This is a genomic window from Rhizobium herbae (genome assembly GCF_019511375.1).
Classification (GTDB): Bacteria; Pseudomonadota; Alphaproteobacteria; order Rhizobiales; family Rhizobiaceae; genus Pararhizobium; species Pararhizobium herbae_A.
In genome coordinates, this window is the sequence record NZ_JAEUAO010000006.1 from 77,827 (window position 1) to 97,985 (window position 20,159).

At 59.5% G+C, this 20,159-nt stretch carries 17 protein-coding genes; 7 read left to right on the forward strand and 10 right to left on the reverse strand.

Features of this window, described 5'->3' with window-relative positions; translation table 11 throughout:
* Positions 1 to 217: 217 nt before the first annotated feature.
* Positions 218 to 2,377, forward strand: a complete 2,160-nt coding sequence (locus JNB71_RS21145) for a TonB-dependent receptor (protein ID WP_220373755.1) — start codon at positions 218 to 220, stop codon at positions 2,375 to 2,377.
* A gap of 81 nt (positions 2,378 to 2,458) precedes the next feature.
* Here the strand turns inward: JNB71_RS21145 and JNB71_RS21150 are convergent, their stop codons facing one another.
* Complete coding sequence (locus JNB71_RS21150; RefSeq protein WP_220373756.1) at positions 2,459 to 3,280, reverse strand: AraC family transcriptional regulator; 822 nt, start codon at positions 3,278 to 3,280, stop codon at positions 2,459 to 2,461.
* 190 nt (positions 3,281 to 3,470) lie between these two features.
* On the opposite strand from JNB71_RS21150, the gene JNB71_RS21155 reads away from it, so the two are divergent.
* On the forward strand, positions 3,471 to 3,869 hold the full coding sequence (locus tag JNB71_RS21155) for a hypothetical protein (protein WP_220373757.1): 399 nt from the start codon (positions 3,471 to 3,473) through the stop codon (positions 3,867 to 3,869).
* A 29-nt stretch (positions 3,870 to 3,898) separates the two neighbouring features.
* Positions 3,899 to 4,303 carry a hypothetical protein gene (locus JNB71_RS21160; protein WP_220373758.1) on the forward strand — a complete coding sequence of 135 codons (405 nt, stop codon included), beginning with the start codon at positions 3,899 to 3,901 and terminating at the stop codon, positions 4,301 to 4,303.
* 310 nt (positions 4,304 to 4,613) lie between these two features.
* Here the strand turns inward: JNB71_RS21160 and JNB71_RS21165 are convergent, their stop codons facing one another.
* The 5 genes from JNB71_RS21165 to JNB71_RS21185 form a co-directional block, all read right to left on the reverse strand.
* Positions 4,614 to 6,335: a SulP family inorganic anion transporter gene (locus tag JNB71_RS21165; RefSeq protein WP_220373759.1), complete on the reverse strand. Its 1,722-nt coding sequence runs from the start codon at positions 6,333 to 6,335 to the stop codon at positions 4,614 to 4,616.
* A gap of 149 nt (positions 6,336 to 6,484) precedes the next feature.
* Complete coding sequence (locus JNB71_RS21170; RefSeq protein ID WP_223215945.1) at positions 6,485 to 7,189, reverse strand: VIT1/CCC1 transporter family protein; 705 nt, start codon at positions 7,187 to 7,189, stop codon at positions 6,485 to 6,487.
* Positions 7,186 to 8,271 (reverse strand): calcium/proton exchanger, encoded by a 1,086-nt coding sequence (cax, locus tag JNB71_RS21175; RefSeq protein WP_220373760.1) that lies wholly within the window; start codon positions 8,269 to 8,271, stop codon positions 7,186 to 7,188. The genes JNB71_RS21170 and cax overlap by 4 nt, the downstream gene beginning before the upstream one ends.
* A gap of 224 nt (positions 8,272 to 8,495) precedes the next feature.
* Positions 8,496 to 8,828, reverse strand: coding sequence for a potassium channel family protein (locus JNB71_RS21180; protein ID WP_220373761.1), 333 nt, complete (start codon positions 8,826 to 8,828; stop codon positions 8,496 to 8,498).
* Positions 8,829 to 9,008: 180 nt separating this feature from the next.
* Positions 9,009 to 9,356, reverse strand: a complete 348-nt coding sequence (locus JNB71_RS21185) for a hypothetical protein (protein ID WP_220373762.1) — start codon at positions 9,354 to 9,356, stop codon at positions 9,009 to 9,011.
* Between the two features lie 389 nt (positions 9,357 to 9,745).
* Between JNB71_RS21185 and JNB71_RS21190 the strand changes: the two genes are divergently transcribed.
* The 3 genes from JNB71_RS21190 to JNB71_RS21200 all read left to right on the forward strand — a co-directional run bounded on the left by JNB71_RS21190 (position 9,746) and on the right by JNB71_RS21200 (position 13,528).
* Positions 9,746 to 10,261, forward strand: a complete 516-nt coding sequence (locus tag JNB71_RS21190) for a CYTH domain-containing protein (protein ID WP_220373763.1) — start codon at positions 9,746 to 9,748, stop codon at positions 10,259 to 10,261.
* 188 nt (positions 10,262 to 10,449) lie between these two features.
* Positions 10,450 to 12,153, forward strand: a complete 1,704-nt coding sequence (locus JNB71_RS21195) for a SulP family inorganic anion transporter (protein WP_223215946.1) — start codon at positions 10,450 to 10,452, stop codon at positions 12,151 to 12,153.
* 286 nt (positions 12,154 to 12,439) lie between these two features.
* Positions 12,440 to 13,528: an AI-2E family transporter gene (locus tag JNB71_RS21200; protein ID WP_220373765.1), complete on the forward strand. Its 1,089-nt coding sequence runs from the start codon at positions 12,440 to 12,442 to the stop codon at positions 13,526 to 13,528.
* Between the two features lie 263 nt (positions 13,529 to 13,791).
* Here the strand turns inward: JNB71_RS21200 and JNB71_RS21205 are convergent, their stop codons facing one another.
* The 3 genes from JNB71_RS21205 to JNB71_RS21215 all read right to left on the reverse strand — a co-directional run bounded on the left by JNB71_RS21205 (position 13,792) and on the right by JNB71_RS21215 (position 16,695).
* The gene (locus JNB71_RS21205) at positions 13,792 to 14,742 is read right to left on the reverse strand and encodes a DUF2950 domain-containing protein (RefSeq protein WP_220373766.1); all 951 of its coding nucleotides are present in this window, start codon (positions 14,740 to 14,742) and stop codon (positions 13,792 to 13,794) included.
* Between the two features lie 21 nt (positions 14,743 to 14,763).
* On the reverse strand, positions 14,764 to 16,086 hold the full coding sequence (locus JNB71_RS21210) for a DUF3300 domain-containing protein (protein WP_431029570.1): 1,323 nt from the start codon (positions 16,084 to 16,086) through the stop codon (positions 14,764 to 14,766).
* Positions 16,087 to 16,224: 138 nt separating this feature from the next.
* A complete protein-coding gene (locus JNB71_RS21215; RefSeq protein ID WP_220373768.1) occupies positions 16,225 to 16,695 on the reverse strand; it encodes a histidine kinase in 471 nt (156 codons plus the stop codon).
* A gap of 914 nt (positions 16,696 to 17,609) precedes the next feature.
* Between JNB71_RS21215 and JNB71_RS21220 the strand changes: the two genes are divergently transcribed.
* Positions 17,610 to 18,548, forward strand: coding sequence for a polyphosphate kinase 2 family protein (locus JNB71_RS21220; protein ID WP_220373769.1), 939 nt, complete (start codon positions 17,610 to 17,612; stop codon positions 18,546 to 18,548).
* A 287-nt stretch (positions 18,549 to 18,835) separates the two neighbouring features.
* Here JNB71_RS21220 and JNB71_RS21225 read toward each other — a convergent pair whose 3' ends face one another.
* Positions 18,836 to 20,155, reverse strand: a complete 1,320-nt coding sequence (locus JNB71_RS21225) for a glucoamylase family protein (protein WP_220373770.1) — start codon at positions 20,153 to 20,155, stop codon at positions 18,836 to 18,838.
* Positions 20,156 to 20,159: the final 4 nt, after the last annotated feature.

Genomic DNA, 20,159 nt, shown 5'->3' on the forward strand with positions numbered 1-20,159 from the left:
CGGGATCGTCCGGAACTCGAACCGCGTTCGGATCCCGCGAACTAGACTAAGGCATCTCCGCCCCGCAGCGACAGGGCTGAGAGTCCGCAGTTTGGCCGGATTGACATACAGATTGGCGGGTCAGCGAAATCTTGTTTCGCTGACTCCAGTTTATTCAGGCGTTAATGCGGATCATTCGCGATTTGTCGACCGCAGTTTACTCAAAGCGGGGTGACAAATGACTGATTTGAATAATTATAAGGTGTCGGCGAGCCCAATATATTTGCTCGCGACGTTCCTTGTTTCGGGATGGGGCTGTGTCGCAGAGGCGCAAACGACATCGGGACAGACAAAGCCCATTCAAACGAATGCCGAGGCCGACGTTACGGTCCTCGATCCAATAGTAGTTACGGCTAGAAAAACTTACGAGGACCTTAAAAATGTCCCTGAAAGCATCACCGTAGTTCCCCCGGAAAGTTTGCTGGCTGCACCATTCGATCCCGGCGCAGCCATTGCCCGCAACTCGCCGAATGTGCAGTGGATCAACAGAGCCACAGGTTCGCAGTTTTTCTCTATTCGCGGCGTGAGTTCGCTCGGAACGCCCGTCAATTTTTCCGATGGCACGGTCGCCTTCAATATCGACGGTGTGCCGAACAGTTTAATGAGCGCCTCCAACGTTCTCCTCGATGTCAATCGGATCGAGGTTATGCGGGGCCCGCAGGGCACACTATGGGGCAGCAATGCCCTCGGGGGCGCCATCAATGTCGTTACCAATCAGCCGGACGGGGCGCGCGATATCCATGTGACCAGCGAGATCGGCACAAACGGCTATCGCATGGGTGAGATGGTTCTGGGCGGCAATATCATCCCAGATGCGCTTGATGGACGCATGGCCGTACGTTTCGGTCACCAGAACGGTGACGTCCGCAGCTTGTTCACCGATGACCTTGGCGAGCGCGATATCGCGGCATTTCGTGGCGGACTGCGCTTCACCGGGATCGACGATACGACTGTAACGCTTACTGGCAGCTACCTCCGGGACGAAGGCAACGCACCATTCTACCTCCTGCGCAATACGTCACGATTTCCAATCAGCGGAACCTTGACCGAACCGAAGTCGGTTACGACCCAGGGCGGCACCACGCTGACCGTGGAACACGAATTTGACGCTTTCAGATTCACCTCCGTCAGCGCCTATCAGCACAACGAACTGGACAGTAAGACCGACAACGCCGACAAGCTGCTCTACGACCAGCTTGGATTTCCGGCTTTCAGTTCTCGCGGCCACCTCGACGATAAGGAGAACATCTTCAGCCAGGAGCTTCGGCTGAATTCGCTTGAAGGCGATCCGATCCGGTGGGTCATGGGCGCCAGCGTCGCTCGCACCGAGGGGAGCCGTACATGCGTCAGCGCGCAATGCGCGCCCGCGCCTTACTTCGACGCCATTGCAATGGACACCGACCTCAACAGCACCAACCTTGGCCTGTTCGGTGACATGTCAATCCCGTTCGCGGAGCGATGGGAGTTTTCGATCGGCGGTCGATTGAACCATGATGACATCGAACTCAAGCGCAGGAACTCGCGGGATATTGCCGATCTGACAGGCTCAAACTCGACCTCGCAAACCTATCCGACGGGCCGAATGGCGCTGGCTTACAAGTGGACGGATGAGGTCCAGACCTATGTCTCGCTGGCGCGCGGCCACGCCACGCGTGTTTATCCGTTGTTCGGTTACCCGGTGAATGGCGTCGTGGCCGATCCATATCCGGCGGCGACCGGCTGGACATATGAGGCAGGCATAAAGGCAAGCCTGTTCGACGACCGCCTTGAGCTCGATGCCAGCGTCTATCACAACGACATCAAGAATGGCGTCATGACCTACCTTGATCCTGCGCTCGGGGCGTTCCGCACGACCTATCAGGATTATGAGACCAGTGGCTTCGAGCTCCAGGGCCGTATGCTCATCTCAGATGGGCTGGCCCTGATGGGCGGCCTCGGCTACACTCACAGCGAGTTGGGAGCCAATGGTGCCAACACCAACACCGTCGCGGGGAACGGGGTACCCAACACGCCGAAATGGACCGTCACGACAGGGCTGCAATACGATACCTCAGCCAGCGTCCTGAATCTGCCGGGTTTGTTGTCCTTTGGCATGCAGTATCAGTTCACCGGGAGCCGTCCCGCCGATGTCGACGAGTCATTCGATCTGAAGCCTTACCATATTGTCGACGCCCGAATCGGGTGGAAGAACGATGCTGGCGACCTGGAGTTCTATGCCTTCGGGCGGAATCTCCTCGACCAACGTGCCGAAACGTTCGGTTCGCTCTATTTGGGCGTCGAAACCGTCGCGGTCGGACCGGGCCGCATCGTCGGGCTCGGGATCACCAAGAGCTTTTGATCGTGAACACGTCGAGCGTCGGGGCGGCTGCCCTGCCGGAGCATTCGCTATGCTGCGATCGTGGATGAGACCCAGCAGTTCCTATCGCTCGCCATGATCGTGAGGTGCAGGCCTAAGCCGCTCGAGCAGATAACGGCTTGGCGGCTTGCCGACCATCTTTCGGAACATGGTCACGAAACTGCTGGCGCTTTCATAGCCGAGATCCATCGCGACGGCCTGGACCGTCTGGCCGGTGCTCAGATGCCGTAAGGCGAGGACAACATGCAACTGCCGCCGCCAGCGGCCGAAACTCATGCCCACCTGTTCCGCCAGCATACGGTTCAGGCTGCGCTCGCTGACCGCGATGCGGGAGGCCCACTCCGCGACGGTCGCATGATCCGCCGGCGCCGCGATCAACAGGTCGGCGAGCTTCTTCAGGCGCGAATCGCTGGGGATCGGGAGGCGGAGGCCTTCGACCGGCGCCGCAGCCAGCTCATCGAAGATAACGGACACGATGCGGCCGTCCGGACCGTCGACGTCATAGCGCTCCGGTAGCTCGTTGGCCCGCATCAGCAGATGACGGAACAGGCTCGACACCGTGATCGTGCAGCATTCGTTCGGCAGGTTCGGAGCCTCAGGAGGTTCGATGAAGAGGGAGATACACTCCACCTCGCCTGAGCCGAAAACGGTATGGGGCAGCCCGCCCGGAATCCACAAGGCGCATTGCGGCGGCACGATCCAGACAGCGTCTTCAACCTCGCAGTTGATGACGCCACGGACCGTGAAAAGCAGTTGCGCTTTCTGATGCGAGTGCCGCGGCGATTGCTCCAGGGTCTCAAGACTGGCGACGGCGTTGGCCGCGACGAGAGCGCGAGGAATCTCATCAACATAGGAAAGCCAATCGCTGCGGACATCTACATACATCAAAGGCCTCGGCGTCTTTCCATTTCGGCCGAATTAAAACATACAATGGCAGGATTGCGCAATGACGCCATTAGCCGACTGACTTATTGCTTTCAGGCAGAAGGGACACGCGGCGATCATGATCACGCTCCTCTTCGAGAGGGGCAGCGCTCAACTGCCCTATCGAGCAAATTTGGATAGGAGTGTTGACGTGATCGAAAAGAAACCAGTTAAGCTCGCACTCGCGTGGCTTGTCCCAGCGGTCGGTGCCGCGATCTTCGTCACGATCCAGTGCTTCTCTTATCTGAACGATTACGTCAGAAGCGGGGGGACGATGCAGGCCATTACGTTCGGCCCCGCCGCGTTGTGGGGAGTATCTATTTTTTACGGCGCCTGGGTCGTCCCGCCGTTGCTGGCGCTTGCCGGAAGGCGCGCAACCGACTGGGCCATGCTCGCCCTCGGCGGTCTCCTCTTCACCATGAGCACGCTCGCCGGCGTATCGGATGGCTTGCGCGACGGCGGCCATCTCGTGGCCTTGGAGCTGTTGGCAGTAACGCTTCCGGGCGCGGTCGCGCTGATCATGTCCTGGCGGCACATCCGCTCGAATTGAAAGCATCCATCCCGGCAAGGAGACGATACATGCCTTTGGACAGCACGAACTTCCCGCTCGTCTGGATGAGTTATGACGAAGGTCCCGATCACGACCACGACGAGGACTTCGAGGCGTTCGAGGCGAATCTGAAGCGCGGCGCGCCGTTCGTGCTCTTGACCGATTCCGCTCCGACCGAAGACCACGAGCACAGCCAGGAAGAAAAGAAGCGCACCTCGCTGTGGATGAAGAAGCACAAGGCCGAACTGCGGACGCTCGTGCTGGCGATGATCGTGATTGAGCCGAGCGCCGCCAAGCGTCTGGCATTCAAGCCTTTCGGCGTGGCCTTTGCCAAATTCTGGGGCTATCCGATGAGGCTCGCCTCGTCTCGCGAGGAGGCCATGGAGATCGCCGGGAAACTGCTGTCGGAGCGCGGCCGGTCTGCCATAGCCTGACAAACGACTGAGCGGACGATGCGAAGACGATCTTCGTTTCACGCTGGCCATGAAAGGCTATTGCTCGGTGACGGCTGCATTCAGGACCGGGTGGAACCTGACGCACGCCGGCGAAAGCATTCGCAGCGTGGTGCTATATTGAGGCCAATCGGGCAACGACTTCGTCAATCCCGCCGCGCGGGGAATATCGCCAATCGCCGGCCCGGTTCTCGACGTTGGGAAAGCCTAGCAGTCGTTGTTCCCAAGCGCGGCCAAGGCGGCGGTTACTCGGTTGGATGCACAAACCACGGCGACTTCTGTCGCTCCGGCTTCAGCCGTCATGCCTACTCGACCGCACCGGACGTTCGTCCGCGTCCGCGTTTCTCCCATCGGCTGCGAGGGCTTCGAGATACCTGCTGATGCCAATGCGGGCGTTGGTGAACATACGGTCTGTGCCGAGATGATCCGCGAGCCCGGACGATCGGATGTACTCGAGGACGTCGGGGTTAAGGCCGGCGAGCCAGACCGTCACACCCGCTTCGGCAAAGCGGCGTTCGCCCTCCATCATCACGAGTAGCGCAGAATACTCGATGTCGAAGACCCGACTGAGGTCGAGCATCAGAACCCGGGGCTTGTACTGGGCTACGAGTTCCCGGACTCGATCTCCCACCTGCTCCGCATTGGCGAAGAACAGCCGACCTTCGGGACGCAAGATAAGGAGGCCATCAAACGTTTCGTCGTCCGGGTGGTCGGGAGACAGCGGCCGCAGCACGTCCTCGCCCCGCTTTCGGCCGATCACGTGGACCCGCGGGTTTGCCGCCTGGCTGGCAAGCCCCAGCAGCGACAGGATTATGGCAGCGACGATACCCTGAAGCGTGCCGAATACGAGTACGCCCAGGAAGGCCGCGAGCGCCCACCCGAACTCCATGGTGCGGACCTTGCGGATCGCCGCGAACTCGAGAGGCTGGATCAGGCCGATCGAGTAGACGATCACAATGGCGGCGAGCACCGCGTGCGGCAAGAGGCCAAGCGCCGGCGCCAGAACCAGCATGGTCGCAGCCGAGGCAGCCGCGGTAACCAGCGACGCCTTCTGCGTGCGGCCGCCGACCGCGCGGACGACAGCCGTCTGCGAGGTCCCGCCGCCCGCCGGCATCGCTCCGAAGAGGGCGCCGGACAGGTTTGCCGCGCCGGTAGCTAGAAGTTCGCCGTTGGACCGGATCGGCGGCTCTGACGGGAGGGCGAAAGCGCGGCCAGCGGCGATCGTTTCGGTGAAACTCATCAGAGCGATGCCGATCGCCCCGGGCAGCAACTGCATGACGAGGCCGAGGTCCGGCAGCGTGATCGACGGAAGTGCCTGCGGGATATGGCCGACCGTAGCGACCCCTTCGGCGGAGAGTCCGGCGAGCCAGGACACAGCAATGCCGGCGCCGACCACCGCCAACGGGGCCGGCGAATGGGGCCAAAGCCGCTCCATCGTCAGCAGCAGGACGAGGGCCACTCCCCCGATCGCCATGGTGAGCACCGACGATTCAGGAAGATGCTGCGCAACGCTCAGCACATCGCGAAAGAAACCATCCTTGGTGATGTGGATGCCGAATAGTTTGGGTACCTGATCGAGAACGATCACCAGCCCGATCCCGGCCTTGAAGCCAGTCAGCACCGGCGCTGAGATAAAGTTCGCGACAAAGCCGAGACGCAGGACCGAAGCGGCGACCAGCAGAACGCCCGTCAGCGCGGTAAGCGTCGCGGTCGCGACGACGAGCCCGGCGGGGTTTCCGTCCGGAACGACCAGCGCGAGTTGCGCCGCGACGAGGATCGCCAGGGTCGTCGTCGAGCTAACGCTGAGTACGCGCGATGTGCCCAGAATGGCATAGACGATCATCGGGATGAAAGCGGTATAGAGTCCCACGCTAACCGAGAGTCCCGCCACGGTCGCATATGCCATCGCCTTCGGAATGACAACGGCCGCCGCCGTCAGGCCCGCGATGACATCTGGGCGCAATCGCGTCTCGGTCTGGCCACTGGAGCGCGAGGCGTGTGCGGGCTGTGTCATCAAATCCCCTCCCTTGTTCTGCGCGCACGCGCGGGGGTTTGCGACAGGCGGCATGATGCCGTCAGCACCGTGAGAGCGCGAGCATCCTTCGCGTTGCCGCCAAGAAGTCCGCGCTCCAGAAGCGCCGCCGGACGGGCGCCGCGAGCGGCTCATCCGCCCAGGGCAATCGCTACAGCGACCAGCACCATGCCGATCGCCACCATCAGAAATCCCGTACGCCATGGACTTCCCACTTGCCTGCCAAAGGTGAAACCGGTGAGGAACAGCATCACGACGGCGACGATGTTTGAAAGCCTGAGGGCGAGCGTCACGTCGGAGAGCAGGAAGGGCGCGACGACCGGGAAGACACTCAGAAAGACGAGCAGGAAGACGCCGAGGGCGGCGAGATAGTCCTCCCGACCGAACCGGGCTTCGAGGGTTTCGGGCGGCAGACTGGAGAGATGAACGCCGATGCGATCCAAGTCGGATGCAGTCAGCGCCGGCAGGACGGCAGGAGGGAGATGGTCCGCGACGATCGCGCGCGCCGCCGCAGGGCTTTCAGCATCGCGGATTGCCCGGATGGTGGCGACCGCCAGCCGGTTTTCCCCGCGCACGGCCATCAAGTACAGGATGGCATCAATCATGGCCCAGGCGAGGTTGCAGCCCAGCGCTCCGAGCAGCATGGCCTGCACGTCGGCGCGGCCGACCCCGGTTGCTGCGAGGGACAACGTGAAGGTCAGGACCATGATCAGGCCGAACAAAACTTCGCTGGCGCGCTCCACCGGGTCGAGCACGCGTCGGGATGTGGCGGTCCGCACCGTCGCGGTTTCGCGCCTCTTCGCGGCCGCCGGAGGTGAATCATCCTTTATGGTCATGGCGATGGCGGGAGCAGGAAGAGGGTTAGCGCGAAGATCGCATAGACCATAAGGATCATTACGCCGACGAACCAGGCGGAGCGACCGCCGTTCGTCATCAGCACAGCCGCCATGGTCGCGATCAGCATCATCACGATGGCGCCAGGCCAGAACTGTAGGCTCATCGGTTCCGGCCCGATGACATAGCTCAGGAGCACAAGCAGCGGCGCCACGAAGAGTGCAATTTGCGCGGCGCTGCCGAGCGCAATGCCGACGCTGAGGTCGAGGCGGTCCTTCGCGGCGGCCGAGAAGGCCGTCGTCATCTCGGCGGCGGCGCCGACGATAGCGACGACAACGAAACCAACGAAGGCTGGCGACATTCCCAGGGTTCCGGCCGCGATCTGCACCGAGGACACGAAGACCTCGCTAACCAGCGCGACGAGGACCGTCACCAGCGCGAGGGTGAACAAGGCGAATTTGATCGGCCAGGGCTCCGCATCTGTCTCTCCATGGCTGGCGCTTGCGAAGACCTCCTTGTGGGTCTTCAGGGAAAACACCAACGAGAGCCCATAGCCAAGGATCAGCAGGCCCGCGAGCCCGAGGCTGAGGGGCTGAGTGACGGCTTCGCGTCCGTCCATCTGCGCAACGGATGAGGGCACGAGCAGAGCCACAGTCGCGAGGAAGAGCAGGCCGGACTGGACGCGGGCGGTTATGCGGTTGAATTCCTGCTCGTGGTACTTCAGACCACCGATCAGGAAGGACGCGCCGAGCATGAAAAGCGTGTTGGTGACAATAGCGCCGGCGATCGAGGCCTTCACCAAAAGGTACTGACCTGCCTGAAGGGCCGCAAGCGCGATGACGAGCTCGGTGAGGTTTCCGAGCGTGGCGTTCAGGAGGCCACCGACCGCATCACCGGTCCGCTCCGCCACCGATTCAGTCGCCCGGCTCAGCAGCGCTGCCAGGGGAACGATTGCCAGTACCGAGAGCAGGAACAGCAACGTATGGCGGTCGGGCCAGAGGCGCTCGCCCGCGAGAACGATGGGAACGAACACCAGCAGCCAGAGCAACGGCGAGGTTCGCATCTCGGTCAGGGCACGATCCATTGCACGCCACTCCGTTCCCCAGCCGGCCGGGACGCAAAAGGGGCTCGAACCGGCAAACTAGAAGTCTGCTTTGAAGCGGTCGAAGCCCTGAGATTCTAGGAGGCCATCTCCTCGTTAAGGAATTTTTTAGTGGCGTTCCAAGGCCCTGACTTGCCGACGAGGAAAAACCCTATCACAAAACAGCGGGTCCGTCTTGATCTGGCTCAAGTTGCGCCGGCCATCTGTCAGTCTTGGTCGGGCGGCCTGGCTCGCAGGGTGGCCTGTGCCAGGGCTGTCACTGCCGCCACGAATATCCCGATCCCCGAAAAGATGTAGCCTATCGTGAAGATCTTGCCGATCGCGGTCTGCGGCGTGATGTCGCCGTAGCCCACGGTGGCGATCGTTACGACCGAAAAGTAGACCGCATCGAGCCACGACCATCCCTCCACGGTCCGATAGAACACCGTCCCGATCGCGATCAGCGTGACGACGACTTGAGTGCCGCCTTGCACCTCAGGTTGACCGAACGCGTGGCGCATGCCTCGAAACAGGCGGCGCAGATTGTCGAAGGGACGCAAGATGAGCTCCTGGGTGTTTGCCACGAGGAAAGGGCCCGACTCCTGGCAGTGAAGACCAGGACTGCAGAGAGATCAAGCCCTTTCCTGGCCATAGCAGACAACAGGCATCAAGAGCGACAGGCGAAGATCGCATTGTAAGCCACGCCCGGGCGCTCGCGCTGCCCCGAGCAGGTCCACCATCTATGTGCACCCCCTGCTATAGAAGAACCTCTCCACCGCTTCGAGGGCCTGCTGGGAATACTCGGCCGGGTTCAGGTCGCCAATCAGATCGGGAAGAGCAGTATCCGCGTTTGCCTGGTCGATATACTCCTGCAGCAGAGCGCAGCCCTTGTCGTCACGAACGAGGCGCAAGGCGATGGCCTCGAGAAAGCCCGTGCAGTACCCTTGCTGCGATGGATCCTTTGCATTTCGGCACATGGCTTGAAGTTTGGCGAAGGAAGGCTCTTCGGCGCGTGCAGAAAAGATCTGACCTGAAAAGAGCGAAACAACGGAAAAAAGAGCTGTCGCTGAAAGCATGCGCCTGCGCATGATGATCCCCCCGGGTAGCATGGTTGACTTCGTATTGCAAAGCCGCCCTTTCCCAGGTTTCTGCCTCGAGCCGACAGAATTTGGGAGTTTAGTTGAGCGATTGCCTAAAACAAAAGTTGGTACTAATATTTATTTCGCAGTTTCGATGTAGCCACCACCAACCGAACTTCAGATTTGCCCGTCCACATCGGCAGCACGTTCCCGTCGCTTTGGACGCCCTGATCGTTTACAATTCCGCTTTTCTTGCAGGGGTGAGGTGTACCGACAGTGGGGGCAGCTTCCGACCAACATAGCCAAATTTCAAGGGCTTGGACAGCGCGTCTTAAAGAGGATTCCGTCAACTGCTGTCGGACTTCGTCGTCGGTGCGTGCAACTGTTAGAGGGACGAAATGGCCGCGGAGATAGAGCGAAAATACCTCGTGTCAAACGACAGTTGGCGCAGGCACGCCTCCCAAGGGACCGCACTCTGCCAGGCCTATCTCACCGCGAACAAGAAGCGGACGGTGCGCATCAGGACCATCGATATGGCGCGCGCCGTGCTTACGGTCAAATTTCGAACGAGTTCCTTGAGGCGAGAGGAATTCGAATACGATATCCCCTATGTCGATGCCTTGGAAATGCTCGCCTACGCCACCGCCGTGGTTGAGAAAACCCGCTACAGGGTGCGCTCCGACGGCTATGATTGGGATATCGACGTCTACAACGGCGCCAACGAAGGGCTCGTTCTCGCAGAAATCGAACTTGGCAACGAGGCCGACCAACCTCCCCGACCGCCGTGGCTCGGTCCGGAAGTGACCGGAATTTCGGCATATTCCAATCGAACGCTGGCGGTCTCCCCGCATCCCAATGAACTGTTCCTGTCCGCACAGGCCAGGCTAGGCGATCTGGCAGGGCGCGTGTTGTAGCCAATGCCAAATCAAGTCCGCAGAATTCGGCCGACGCCGCTTCGCAATGTTGATCTCTCTGCATGTGCGCTCAACAACCCCGCGGGTCTGGAACAAGTGGACGCCCGGCGTGACGGAGTGGAAATGAACGCCCTTGGCAGCCCCTGCAGAACGTGCCGATCCTTCTAACCCGGGAGATGCTCGACGACATGCCAACCCTTTCCATCATAGCCAGCTTGAGGGGGTATCGGGCCGAGTGGCTTCGGTATGACCTGACGTCAGGGCTGGCTATTGCGGCGGTGGGGTTGCCTAGCGCGATTGCCTATCCGGCATTAGCCGGGTTGCCGCCGGAAGTCGGCATATATGCAAGCATCATGTCGGTTCTCGGTTACGCGCTTCTTGGCTCCTCGCGGCAACTCATCGTGGGTCCGGACGCTGGCACGGTAACGGTGCTTGCTGCAGTCCTGGTTTCTTTCGGTCTCACCTCGACTGCCGAAAACGTGATGGCTTCGGCAGCCATAGCCGCGATCGTCGGCCTCCTCTGCTTTCTTGCAAGTTTCCTTCGGCTCGGCTTCATCGCGGACCTCCTCTCGCGTCCGATCCTGACAGGCTTCATGACAGGCATCTCGCTGTCGATCCTCGTCGGCCAGATCGGCCGACTAACCGGCGTGAAGATCGAGAGCGACGGGTTGATTGGGCCGCTTGTCGAAATCGCTTATAAATTGGACCTGATCCACTGGCCTTCCCTTGCTCTGGGTGTTGGACTTTTCGTCCTTCTGCGACTTTTAAGCGCATGGCGCCCGTCCATTCCCGGACCGCTTGTTGCCGTGGCACTCGCAATCGCCCTGTCATACGCGTTTGATTTCAAGACGCTGGGGATAGCCGTGGTTGGCGAGGTTCCGTCCCGGCTTCCGTGGCCCACCATACCGATGCCGCGCGGTATCGCCGTTGATGACCTCCTTCTCGGCGCGGCGGCAGTGCTGATCATGAGCTTCGGTGCTGGGATCGTGACCGCGCGCAGCTTTGGCGCCAAGAACAGATATCCGGTTGACGCAAATCGCGAACTCCTCGGGTTCGGTGCGGCCAATCTGGCTTCTGGATTGTGCGGCGGTTTCGCTGTAACCGCCTCGGATTCCCGTACCGCAATCAACGATCTCATGGGCGGAAAGACCCAATTGGCGGCCGTTTTCTCAGCTGTCGCCTTGGCACTCACAGTGCTTTTCCTGACCGATGCGCTGGCCATCCTGCCCACACCCGCACTGGGCGCGGTCCTGGCATCGGCAGCTATAGGCTTGATCGATCTGCGAACCCTGAGGGACTTATGGCACATCAGCCGGATCGAGTTTTCTTTTGCGCTTATCAGCATGGCTGGAGCGCTTGGTTTCGGGGTATTGAAGGGAGTGATCATCGCCGTGGTTGCGACGCTTCTCTATCTCGTGATGCAGGGAATGAGGCCGCGCGACGCATTGCTGGGTCGCATTCCAGGACGCGACGGGTTCTACAAGCTTCATCGCTATCCGCAGGCGATGCCGGTTCCGGGGTTGGTGATTTACCTTCTCCAGGGAAGTCTGCTGTTCCTCAATGCTGATTACGTCCAGAGCCGGATTGAGGACATCTTTGCAAAGATCGGACCGGATACCAAGGGGTTTATCTTCGACGCAGGGGCGGCCGCCCAGATCGACAGCACCGCGGCCGCCATGCTCGATGAGATACGGGCATTGGCGGAGAATCGGGGCCTGAAATTCGCAATCGTGGAACTCCATAGTGAACCGCTGGACGTGCTGGAACGTTCCGGCGTCCTTGCCAAAATAGGCTCCGCCATGATTTTCGAAGATATGGAGGAGGCGGTGACGGCGCTGTCGGCAAGCATTGACACACACAGCCCTTCGTCAGTCGGAGCAGAATCCCGGTGACGCTGGCGATGGCACCGGGGATGCTAGACATTGCCTGCGCGTGAGCGAACGACAGATAACACCGCGTTTGTTGCTGGCTCAGTGCCCTCGAGGGCTTGAACGGAATCCTGCTGTTCGCTGGACCACGGCATTTCTATTCAAGGTTTCTAAATATACTGTGGCGGCATGCCAGGCATCAAAACATGACCCGCTTGTGACGCCAAGAACTTTCCGCCAGTTACAGCTCCGCTTCCCGCGTCCGCTGCCTGGAGGGATCACCTTAATTTCTTGATCCGGAGGGGCCCTCATGCAGGAAATGCGCAGCAGGAGTGGTGGGCAACAGCAGGTCATTGAAACAGCGCTGGCATTGTTGCTTGTTTCCGCGCTGCTGGCGGCAACCTTCTGGGTATTGGCGCCGTTTGTAGGTGTCGTAACCTATGCCGTGATTCTTGCCACGGCGACGGCGGCGCCGTACGATCGGATGGTTGTTCTTCTCGGCGGAAGGCGTCGTTTGGCTGCCTTCAGCTTCGGCGCTATCGCTGCGGCTATCACGATCGTCCCGCTGATTTACCTGTGCACCGCCGTTATCAGCCATGTCGATGTCGCCGAGGCATGGCTGAGAGAGGCCAGTGCTCGCAGGATCCCCGATCTGCCCGGGTGGATTTCAAGTCTCCCGCTGCTCGGACAAAAGCTGACGCTCATATGGCAGGAGTTTCAGGGTGGCGGACTGGCCTTGTTGCAACGATTCGAACCCCAACTCGCAGCAGCGGGCCGCTGGCTTCTCAATCTCAGCGCAGGTCTTATGATTGCGGTCCTCGAAATATTCGCAGGGATCATTGTGGCCGCGATGATTCACGCCTCGCGCACGCAGGTCGTCGGCTTCGTGTCCGCCATTGCCGAACGCATAGTTGGCCCGAGAGGACTGGTCCTGCTCAATGCCGGGGGGAAAGCCATCAGGGGCGTTGCGATCGGCGTGATCGGAACAGCTCTGCTGGAAGGGGTGCTTTCCTGGATCGGCTTTGCAGTGGCAGGTGTTCCCGGTGCGATCGTCCTGGCGGCCGTAACGTTTTTCTTGGCCATTATCCAGATCGGACCGCTTCTGGTCTGGCTGCCGGTGGCAATCTGGCTCGGATCCCAAGGCCAGACAGGGTGGACAATCTTTATTGTCGTATGGGGCATTTTCGTTCTTATGGCAGCGGACAATGTGGTCAAACCGATGCTGATAGCGCGAAGCGGCGAGCTGCCTCTGCTGGTACTCTTCGTCGGAGTGATCGGTGGGCTGGCGGCCTGGGGCTTTACCGGCATGTTTATCGGTGCGACGACGCTGGCCGTCCTTTGGACCGTGCTGCAGACGTGGATCAGAACCAATGGTGGTGAAGTGCATCCGATCGGCTGAACCATCGTTGCATTCATTTGGAACGCCGCGTCGGCCGATCTCAAGCGACGCGCGTCAGACATGACGCGCAAAGGAGGCCGTAGCACTTTGAAACTTTAATTATTTTTCTGACATCGATTAGGATTTAAGAACGTATGCAGCAGGGGCCAATGCACAAGCAATTGCGCGTAGCCAACGCCAACCGCTTAGCGTTGGCGAAAACAACTCCTTTGCAGCGTTTTTCCTGCCGCCGCACCCGGCGACAGCTCTCAACTCAAGCCGAGTTAATCCGTTGACACAGTCCACTTGTCATCCGGGTCGAAGCGGTCGATGAAGGGCACGATCGCCTCGGTGCTCGGACCAAGGTCCCGTTCGTAGACGATGCCCTGCTGATTGACGACGAACGTCTTGACACCGGTCTCGGCATATTTAACCGGCCAGGCAATAAGTGCGAATCCGGCGATCATGTTGCCATTGATGACATAGTCGTATCTGCCCCCGGCAATGTTGTCGCCCTGCGAGGACAATATGCGGAATCGGTAACCGAAATAGCCCTCCCCGGCCTTAGCCTTCTCCAAGGCGGCCTCGCTGATCGCGTCGCCGACCGGGCTTTCGCCGTCGCCTTGGTCCGCTGGCCAGTAGAGTCCGTCGGTCTGAGCCGGGCTGCTGATTAGCTTTTGCGCAAACTCAAAGACGCCATCCGCGTCCCGATCCGTGGCGGCATATTCCTTCTGGGCCTCGACATAAGCGCGTGCCGTCTCAATCGCCTCGATCTCATTCTCACCGACACGGCGATTGACGATCTCTTCCAGCCCTACAAAGGTGTCGAACGCCCATTTGCCGTCCTCTCCCTTCGTCAGCGGAAACGGCAGAGGCCAGAGGCGGTCGCCGATCTCGATGATCTTGCTGCCTTCGAGATCGCGGACGACAACGTTGCGGGACGCCCCCTCGCGGATGAGCGCGAATGTTTCCATCGCCCCCTCGCTGGCCTTGAGCTTCACGGCGTCAAGACCCAAAAGCCGGGCCAGGCCATCGAAGTCATTGGCGGCAAGCGCCGACTTGAAGGCCTCCACCGCCTTCGAGGGATCGTCGAACGCGGGAGAGTCTTCCGCTGCGGCATAGGCATCGATGCTCGCCGGATCCGGTGCCTGCGCCAGAGCGTCAGGAAGCGGTGTAACGGCAAATATGAACGACACCACCAATCCCATGAGAAGAGTGTGAATAAGCTTGGTCATCATCGTGCTCCCGTCGCCCCCTCAACGCCTGCCGCCACGCCCACCACCACCACGCCCGCCGCCACCGCGGGCCATTGGCCGGCCGCCGCCGCCGCGGCTTACATGGCTGCGGCCGCCGCCGCGATGGCCGCCGCCCATACTCTGGCCACCACGCCTAGACGATGCCACTTCCCGCCGCCCGGAGTTGACATTGCCGAGGCCGGACGGTTTTTTAGGGCGGTTCTGCGCCTTGGATGCCATCTTCTGCTTGCCGGCTGGTCGATTGACGTTGGGCTTTTTGCCCTTGGAACGGTTGACATTGGACTTCGACACATTGGGTTTCGCCTTCGCCGCCGTTCTCCCATCGCCGGCGCGCGCGGCCGGCCGAGGCTGGGCCTTCAGTCCTTCGAGCGTACTCTTGCGTACGTCCTTGATCTGGCCGCCAGCGGCGCGCGCCTGGGGCCGATCGCGGTTGACGGCGGCAGCGCGGTTGCGGATATTATTATCGCCCTTCGCCTTGATATTATTCTTGATGTTCGTGCGGTCGAACTTCTGCAATTGGTCACGGTCCAGATTGAGCTTGCTCCGGTCGACATTTTTCCAATCGATGTCGTTCCACTTCATCTTGCCGTCGAAGTCGACGTTGTTGAAGCACTTGTTGCAATCTACATCGATGTCGCCGTCCCAATCGCCACCCCAGACACCCCAGTCATCCCAGTCGACGATGGCGCCGAAGATCGCGCCGCTGACGGCGCCGGCGAAGAAGGCCGCTCCGGGGTAGTAATAGGAGGGATAGGGCTCATCGTAATATCCGATCGGCGCCGGCACATAGTCCGGTTCGTAGAGCATCTCCGGCGGATATTGAGGGACATAGATCGTTTCAGGGTTCACCGGCTGGATGATGATGTTGTCACCCTCTTCGACCACCTTCATCTTGTCGTCCGACTTGATGATGTCCTTGGCGAGCGCCTCGTCGCGCAATTGCTGGATTGCGATCAGCACGTCCTTTTGCTGATTGGCGATCGCTTGACCGAAGCTCTGCGTCCAATCGAGATCCTCGCTCATCATCTTGACGATTTCCGGGTAGTTCAACAGCGAGATCACGCTGCCGTCCCAGCTTTCCTTGGGCTTGAGATCGGCCTTTTTTGAGCGCGCCTCGAGAAACCGCGCCGCCTCGACGATCTGCAAGGGATAGAGCGAGGCGGCCGAGACCAGCGCCACCAGTTCGTCTGGATAAAGCGCGATGCGGGCAACCAGAACCTCCAACTCCTCCTCGGTGAGCGGTTCGGGGGTGGCACTCTCTTGCGTGGGCGGGACGGAAGCTTGCTTTTCCTGAGCTAGCGCCACGCCGCTTGTGGCAAGCATCGCTAGAATGATCACCGCAGCGCGGCAGACCAAAACGATCCGCTCTATAACCATTTTCTTTCCCCCAAGGTGAACCAATTCGGCACTGGCAGGCTCTCGAACGGATGGCGACGATCGCCCTCCGTTGCCCTTAAGCACTCAAACGTCGTCAGGAGCCCAGTTCAGGAAGAAACCCACGTCACCTGGCACGCCACCAGGGAAGTTGATGATCATCGCTTTCAGCTTGTAGCCTTGAGGCTTACCGAATGTCTGGTATCGTTCGAAGAACTCCTTAGCCTTGCCCTGAAGGGTCTTGGGCCAGTCCTTGTCGCCGCTGTTGATAGCTCGACCGCTGTCGGTGCACAGGTCTGAAGGAAAACTGTAGACCATGGCTTCGAACTTGCCGTCCTTCACGGCATTTGCAACAAGCCGGCGGACAACCGCGATTTCCTCTTCGCTCACCTGCTTTTCCAGGAAGTCCTCAGCAAAATCAGCATGTTTCTTCTCATCCTGCGCCTTGAGCTTTCGCTCCTTCTCCATTTGCTCCATCTCCCGCTGGAGAACCTGCATTCGCAAGTCTTTGGCACTTGGAGGCGCTACATTCGGATCTACGTCTTTTTTGTCGTGCATCTTGTGGCTCCACTATCAAGTCAAGAAGACCAAGAAGTATGAGATCGCGCTGGGGTTTGGGTCGTTTCGGCATCACACGAGGGGACCGCCACCGACGGCGATATTCATCCCTCGGATTCGGCGCATCTTGCTCGTAATCAGATCGTGATTAGATTCCGCATCAGGCGAGCCCTCCCACGCTCTCGAAATGCTTTCACCTTTGTTTTACGAACACGACCAAGGGTCGTGGCGATGCCGAACTTGCATGGTAGTTGGCGCGCAAGACCCTTGGAAAAACTGGCGGTGGCCGACGTGAGCCCGCACAATGGATAAGAGACCTTCTTATGACGGACGATTGCATCGCATCTCTTCTCATGATCATACGAAAGCGGATTGAAGCATGCTCCCAAGGCGATTGTATTGCAAGAACAAACGCCCGGCTCGACGACAGGCGGGCCAGACTAAGCTACAGCCATTAAAACACGCGGACTGTGAGACTGATTGCGGGCAGCGTCGCGCCGATACTACCTTTGACTGAAGCCATGTCAGGTTCGTGGATTTTGCCGCGAAACATGTTAGAATAAAATAGCTTCTCGGAAGACCGGAGAAATGGCGTTTTGGAGACGACGTACGATGCGTCTCGCGAGCGGCATTGTAGTTTCGCAGCCACGCTAAACACGAGAACTCGGTGTCACTTCAGACGTGCATCTATCTTGGAACCCCAGCCCTTTCGCTCCATCTGCGTGAAATTGGTGCGCGGTGTTGATCGAGCAAGCCAGTGCGCCGCGCCCGATCGGCTGGAGACAACGGGAATCCGCACGTTTTTTCGCGACACTAACGCTTCGAGATTATTGAGCGCGGTATATTTAGAAGAGCAGAAATAACGCCGCACGAACCGAAAAATACAAGCCTTCGCTCAACAAAGGGGAAACCACATGAAATTCGACGTGGACTTTGACAAGAAGCGCAAATTTCCGGTCGGCGAAAGCGGTCAGGTGAAGTTCCGGTTTCGCGATATTGCGGTTGAACCTGGAAGTTCCGTGTCGCTCAAGAAGGACTTCGACCCGAAGTTTACGGGCGGCTATGATGACAAGTCCGGGGCGCTGGAGCAGGTGGCTTCGAACGTCCAGCGATTGTCGGAAATGCAGCAAATACTTTACGCTCAGGATACCTATGCCATCCTTATCATCTTTCAAGCGATGGATGCCGCGGGGAAGGATGGGGCGATACGGCACGTGATGTCAGGCATCAACCCGCAAGGCTGCCACGTCACAAGCTTCAAGTCGCCATCGGCGGAAGATCTCGATCACGATTATCTCTGGCGGGCCTCCAAGGCTTTGCCTGGACGTGGGATGATCGGCATATTCAACCGGTCTTATTACGAGGAAGTCCTGGCTGTCAGGGTGCATCCCGAATTCCTTGCCAAACAAAAGCTGCCTCCAGAAACCCGGAAAGGGAATATCTGGCAGGGCCGCTTCAAGGAAATCAACAACTTTGAGAAGTATCTCTGGCATAACGGGACGATCGTTTTGAAGTTCTTTCTCAACATTTCAAAAGACGAGCAAAAGAAGCGGTTTCTCTCTCGGATCGACGAGCCCGACAAGAATTGGAAATTTTCCACGGCGGATTACGAGGAGCGAAAATACTGGGACGATTATCAGAAAGCCTTCGAGGATATGCTGGAGAACACAAGCACTGAGTGGGCTCCGTGGTTCGTTATTCCGGCTGACAACAAATGGTTTGCCCGTCTTGCCATATCCGTGGTGGTATCTTCCGCCCTCGAACGTCTTGATCTCAGCATGCCGGTCGTCGATGATAAACAGAAACGGCGACTGGAAGAAATCCGGGAGCAGCTTTTGGCAGAGCAGGACTGACCACTTTAATGGCGACCTCGCGATCCCGGCATCCATGCGGCGGTCGCTGTTGTCGGCAGAGCGCGCCACACTACCTCCAAGTCCTACAGCGTCCTTTGCGCCTCATGTTTGACGCGCGACGCTGTAGCCTTGTGCCGACAAGAGCAGTTGTTGGCGTGGGAGACGCCGCGAGCGTTCGAATGCCGAAACGCCGGTCACTTCAGGCCTCAGGTTGGATTTCGAGGTCGGTAGAGGACTGATGGTGTGCGGGTTTCGTCGCAATCTACTGGCCCTGAGCCCCGGCTGTTCTACAGCCAACCTCCCGTGAAGCCAGCTCGACGCAGCCCGGTCACGATCGGCTTGCACCGGCGCACGATATTCCAGAGCAGGCCGGTCCGGTAGTTTTCGATCATCAGCACGACCGGGCCCTGGTCTATGCCGAAGTGATAGGGGCTGACCCACCATCCCGTATCGCTGTCGTCCAGCACGCATGTTTGGTTGAATGACGGCTTGAACCCGTAAAGACGCGTCATTCCCAAATGCATTTTCGCAAAGGCCCTGACCGTCGGAATGACGATCTCCGGCGCAAAAGGCAAAGAAGCCACGACGACCCATGGCGACACAGTGCCGTCGTCGGGTCCGAAGGGCGCGCCGCGGGCGATATAGTCGAAGTATTCCCTTTCCACGCCACCGACCGTCTTCTTGATCCAGCCTGGTCCGTCGCTTGCGGTGAACCCCCAGCAGTGTTCACCATAGCCGGCAAAGTTCATTGGATTGCGAATGGCATATTCCTGCTGCACGTAGGTCGCATGCCGGCTGTTTTGGAAGTAGTCGCTGTCGTGATCGCGCATGAATTGGTCGCGGATACCGTGGAAATCGATCCACATATGCGAGAGTTGGTGAGTGAAGAGCGGTCCCGAGTAGAGCAGTTCGCGCCCGTAGATGTTTCTCCAGTCGTAGCTTTCGGTATAGGCGGAATAAGCCTCGGGAGGCAGTGGATGGGTCGGCGACCCCAGCCCGAGAATGTAAAGTAGCAGGCCCTCGTCGTATCCGCGCCAGCGATATGGGATGAACCCGCTTTCTGGGCGCCATCCGTGGGTCAGAGTAAGTCCGTGATCGCAAGCCCAGTTCCAGTCCGCCCGTTCGTAGAGCGCAGTGGCAAGCTGGCGTATTTCGACCTCATCGGCAGTCTCGCCGTCGAAATAGGTAGCAACGGCCAATGCTCCGGCGAACAGGAAGGCTGAATCGATGGTGGACAATTCGCACTGCCAGACCCGGCGTCCCGTCTCTATATCGAGGAAATGATAGAAGAAGCCCTTGTACCCCGACGCGTCAGGTTCCGGCCCCTGGGGGCATCCCAGCAGGAATTCCAGCCGCTTTCGGGCGATCTTGGCTGCAAACTTGCGGATTACGATGCCGCGCTCCACGACAACCGGAATGGTTGCCAGCGCCATCCCGCATGCGGCGATACTCGCCGGAGCATCGGGCTCAGTCTTATCGCGAACAAGGCCGTTGTCGGGATTGGTGCAATGAAGATAGTACAGCACCGTCGTGAACTGCAGCCGGCCGAGGTCTTCTTCGGTCGGCATCCGATGCGGCTCAGGGTCTGTCGAGAGCATTTGGGACATATGT

Bases quoted from the DNA above. Each gene is read 5' to 3' on its own strand.
- JNB71_RS21200 (WP_220373765.1), top strand. From the start codon at position 12,440: ATGCAGGAAATGCGCAGCAGGAGTGGTGGGCAACAGCAGGTCATTGAA.
- JNB71_RS21215 (WP_220373768.1), bottom strand. From the start codon at position 16,695: ATGCACGACAAAAAAGACGTAGATCCGAATGTAGCGCCTCCAAGTGCC.
- JNB71_RS21195 (WP_223215946.1), top strand. From the start codon at position 10,450: ATGCCAACCCTTTCCATCATAGCCAGCTTGAGGGGGTATCGGGCCGAG.
- JNB71_RS21220 (WP_220373769.1), top strand. From the start codon at position 17,610: ATGAAATTCGACGTGGACTTTGACAAGAAGCGCAAATTTCCGGTCGGC.
- JNB71_RS21225 (WP_220373770.1), bottom strand. From the start codon at position 20,155: ATGTCCCAAATGCTCTCGACAGACCCTGAGCCGCATCGGATGCCGACC.
- JNB71_RS21210 (WP_431029570.1), bottom strand. From the start codon at position 16,086: ATGCTTGCCACAAGCGGCGTGGCGCTAGCTCAGGAAAAGCAAGCTTCC.
- JNB71_RS21150 (WP_220373756.1), bottom strand. From the start codon at position 3,280: ATGTATGTAGATGTCCGCAGCGATTGGCTTTCCTATGTTGATGAGATT.
- cax (WP_220373760.1), bottom strand. From the start codon at position 8,271: ATGGATCGTGCCCTGACCGAGATGCGAACCTCGCCGTTGCTCTGGCTG.
- JNB71_RS21145 (WP_220373755.1), top strand. From the start codon at position 218: ATGACTGATTTGAATAATTATAAGGTGTCGGCGAGCCCAATATATTTG.
- JNB71_RS21165 (WP_220373759.1), bottom strand. From the start codon at position 6,335: ATGACACAGCCCGCACACGCCTCGCGCTCCAGTGGCCAGACCGAGACG.
- JNB71_RS21170 (WP_223215945.1), bottom strand. From the start codon at position 7,189: ATGACCATAAAGGATGATTCACCTCCGGCGGCCGCGAAGAGGCGCGAA.
- JNB71_RS21190 (WP_220373763.1), top strand. From the start codon at position 9,746: ATGGCCGCGGAGATAGAGCGAAAATACCTCGTGTCAAACGACAGTTGG.
- JNB71_RS21205 (WP_220373766.1), bottom strand. From the start codon at position 14,742: ATGACCAAGCTTATTCACACTCTTCTCATGGGATTGGTGGTGTCGTTC.
- JNB71_RS21160 (WP_220373758.1), top strand. From the start codon at position 3,899: ATGCCTTTGGACAGCACGAACTTCCCGCTCGTCTGGATGAGTTATGAC.
- JNB71_RS21185 (WP_220373762.1), bottom strand. From the start codon at position 9,356: ATGCGCAGGCGCATGCTTTCAGCGACAGCTCTTTTTTCCGTTGTTTCG.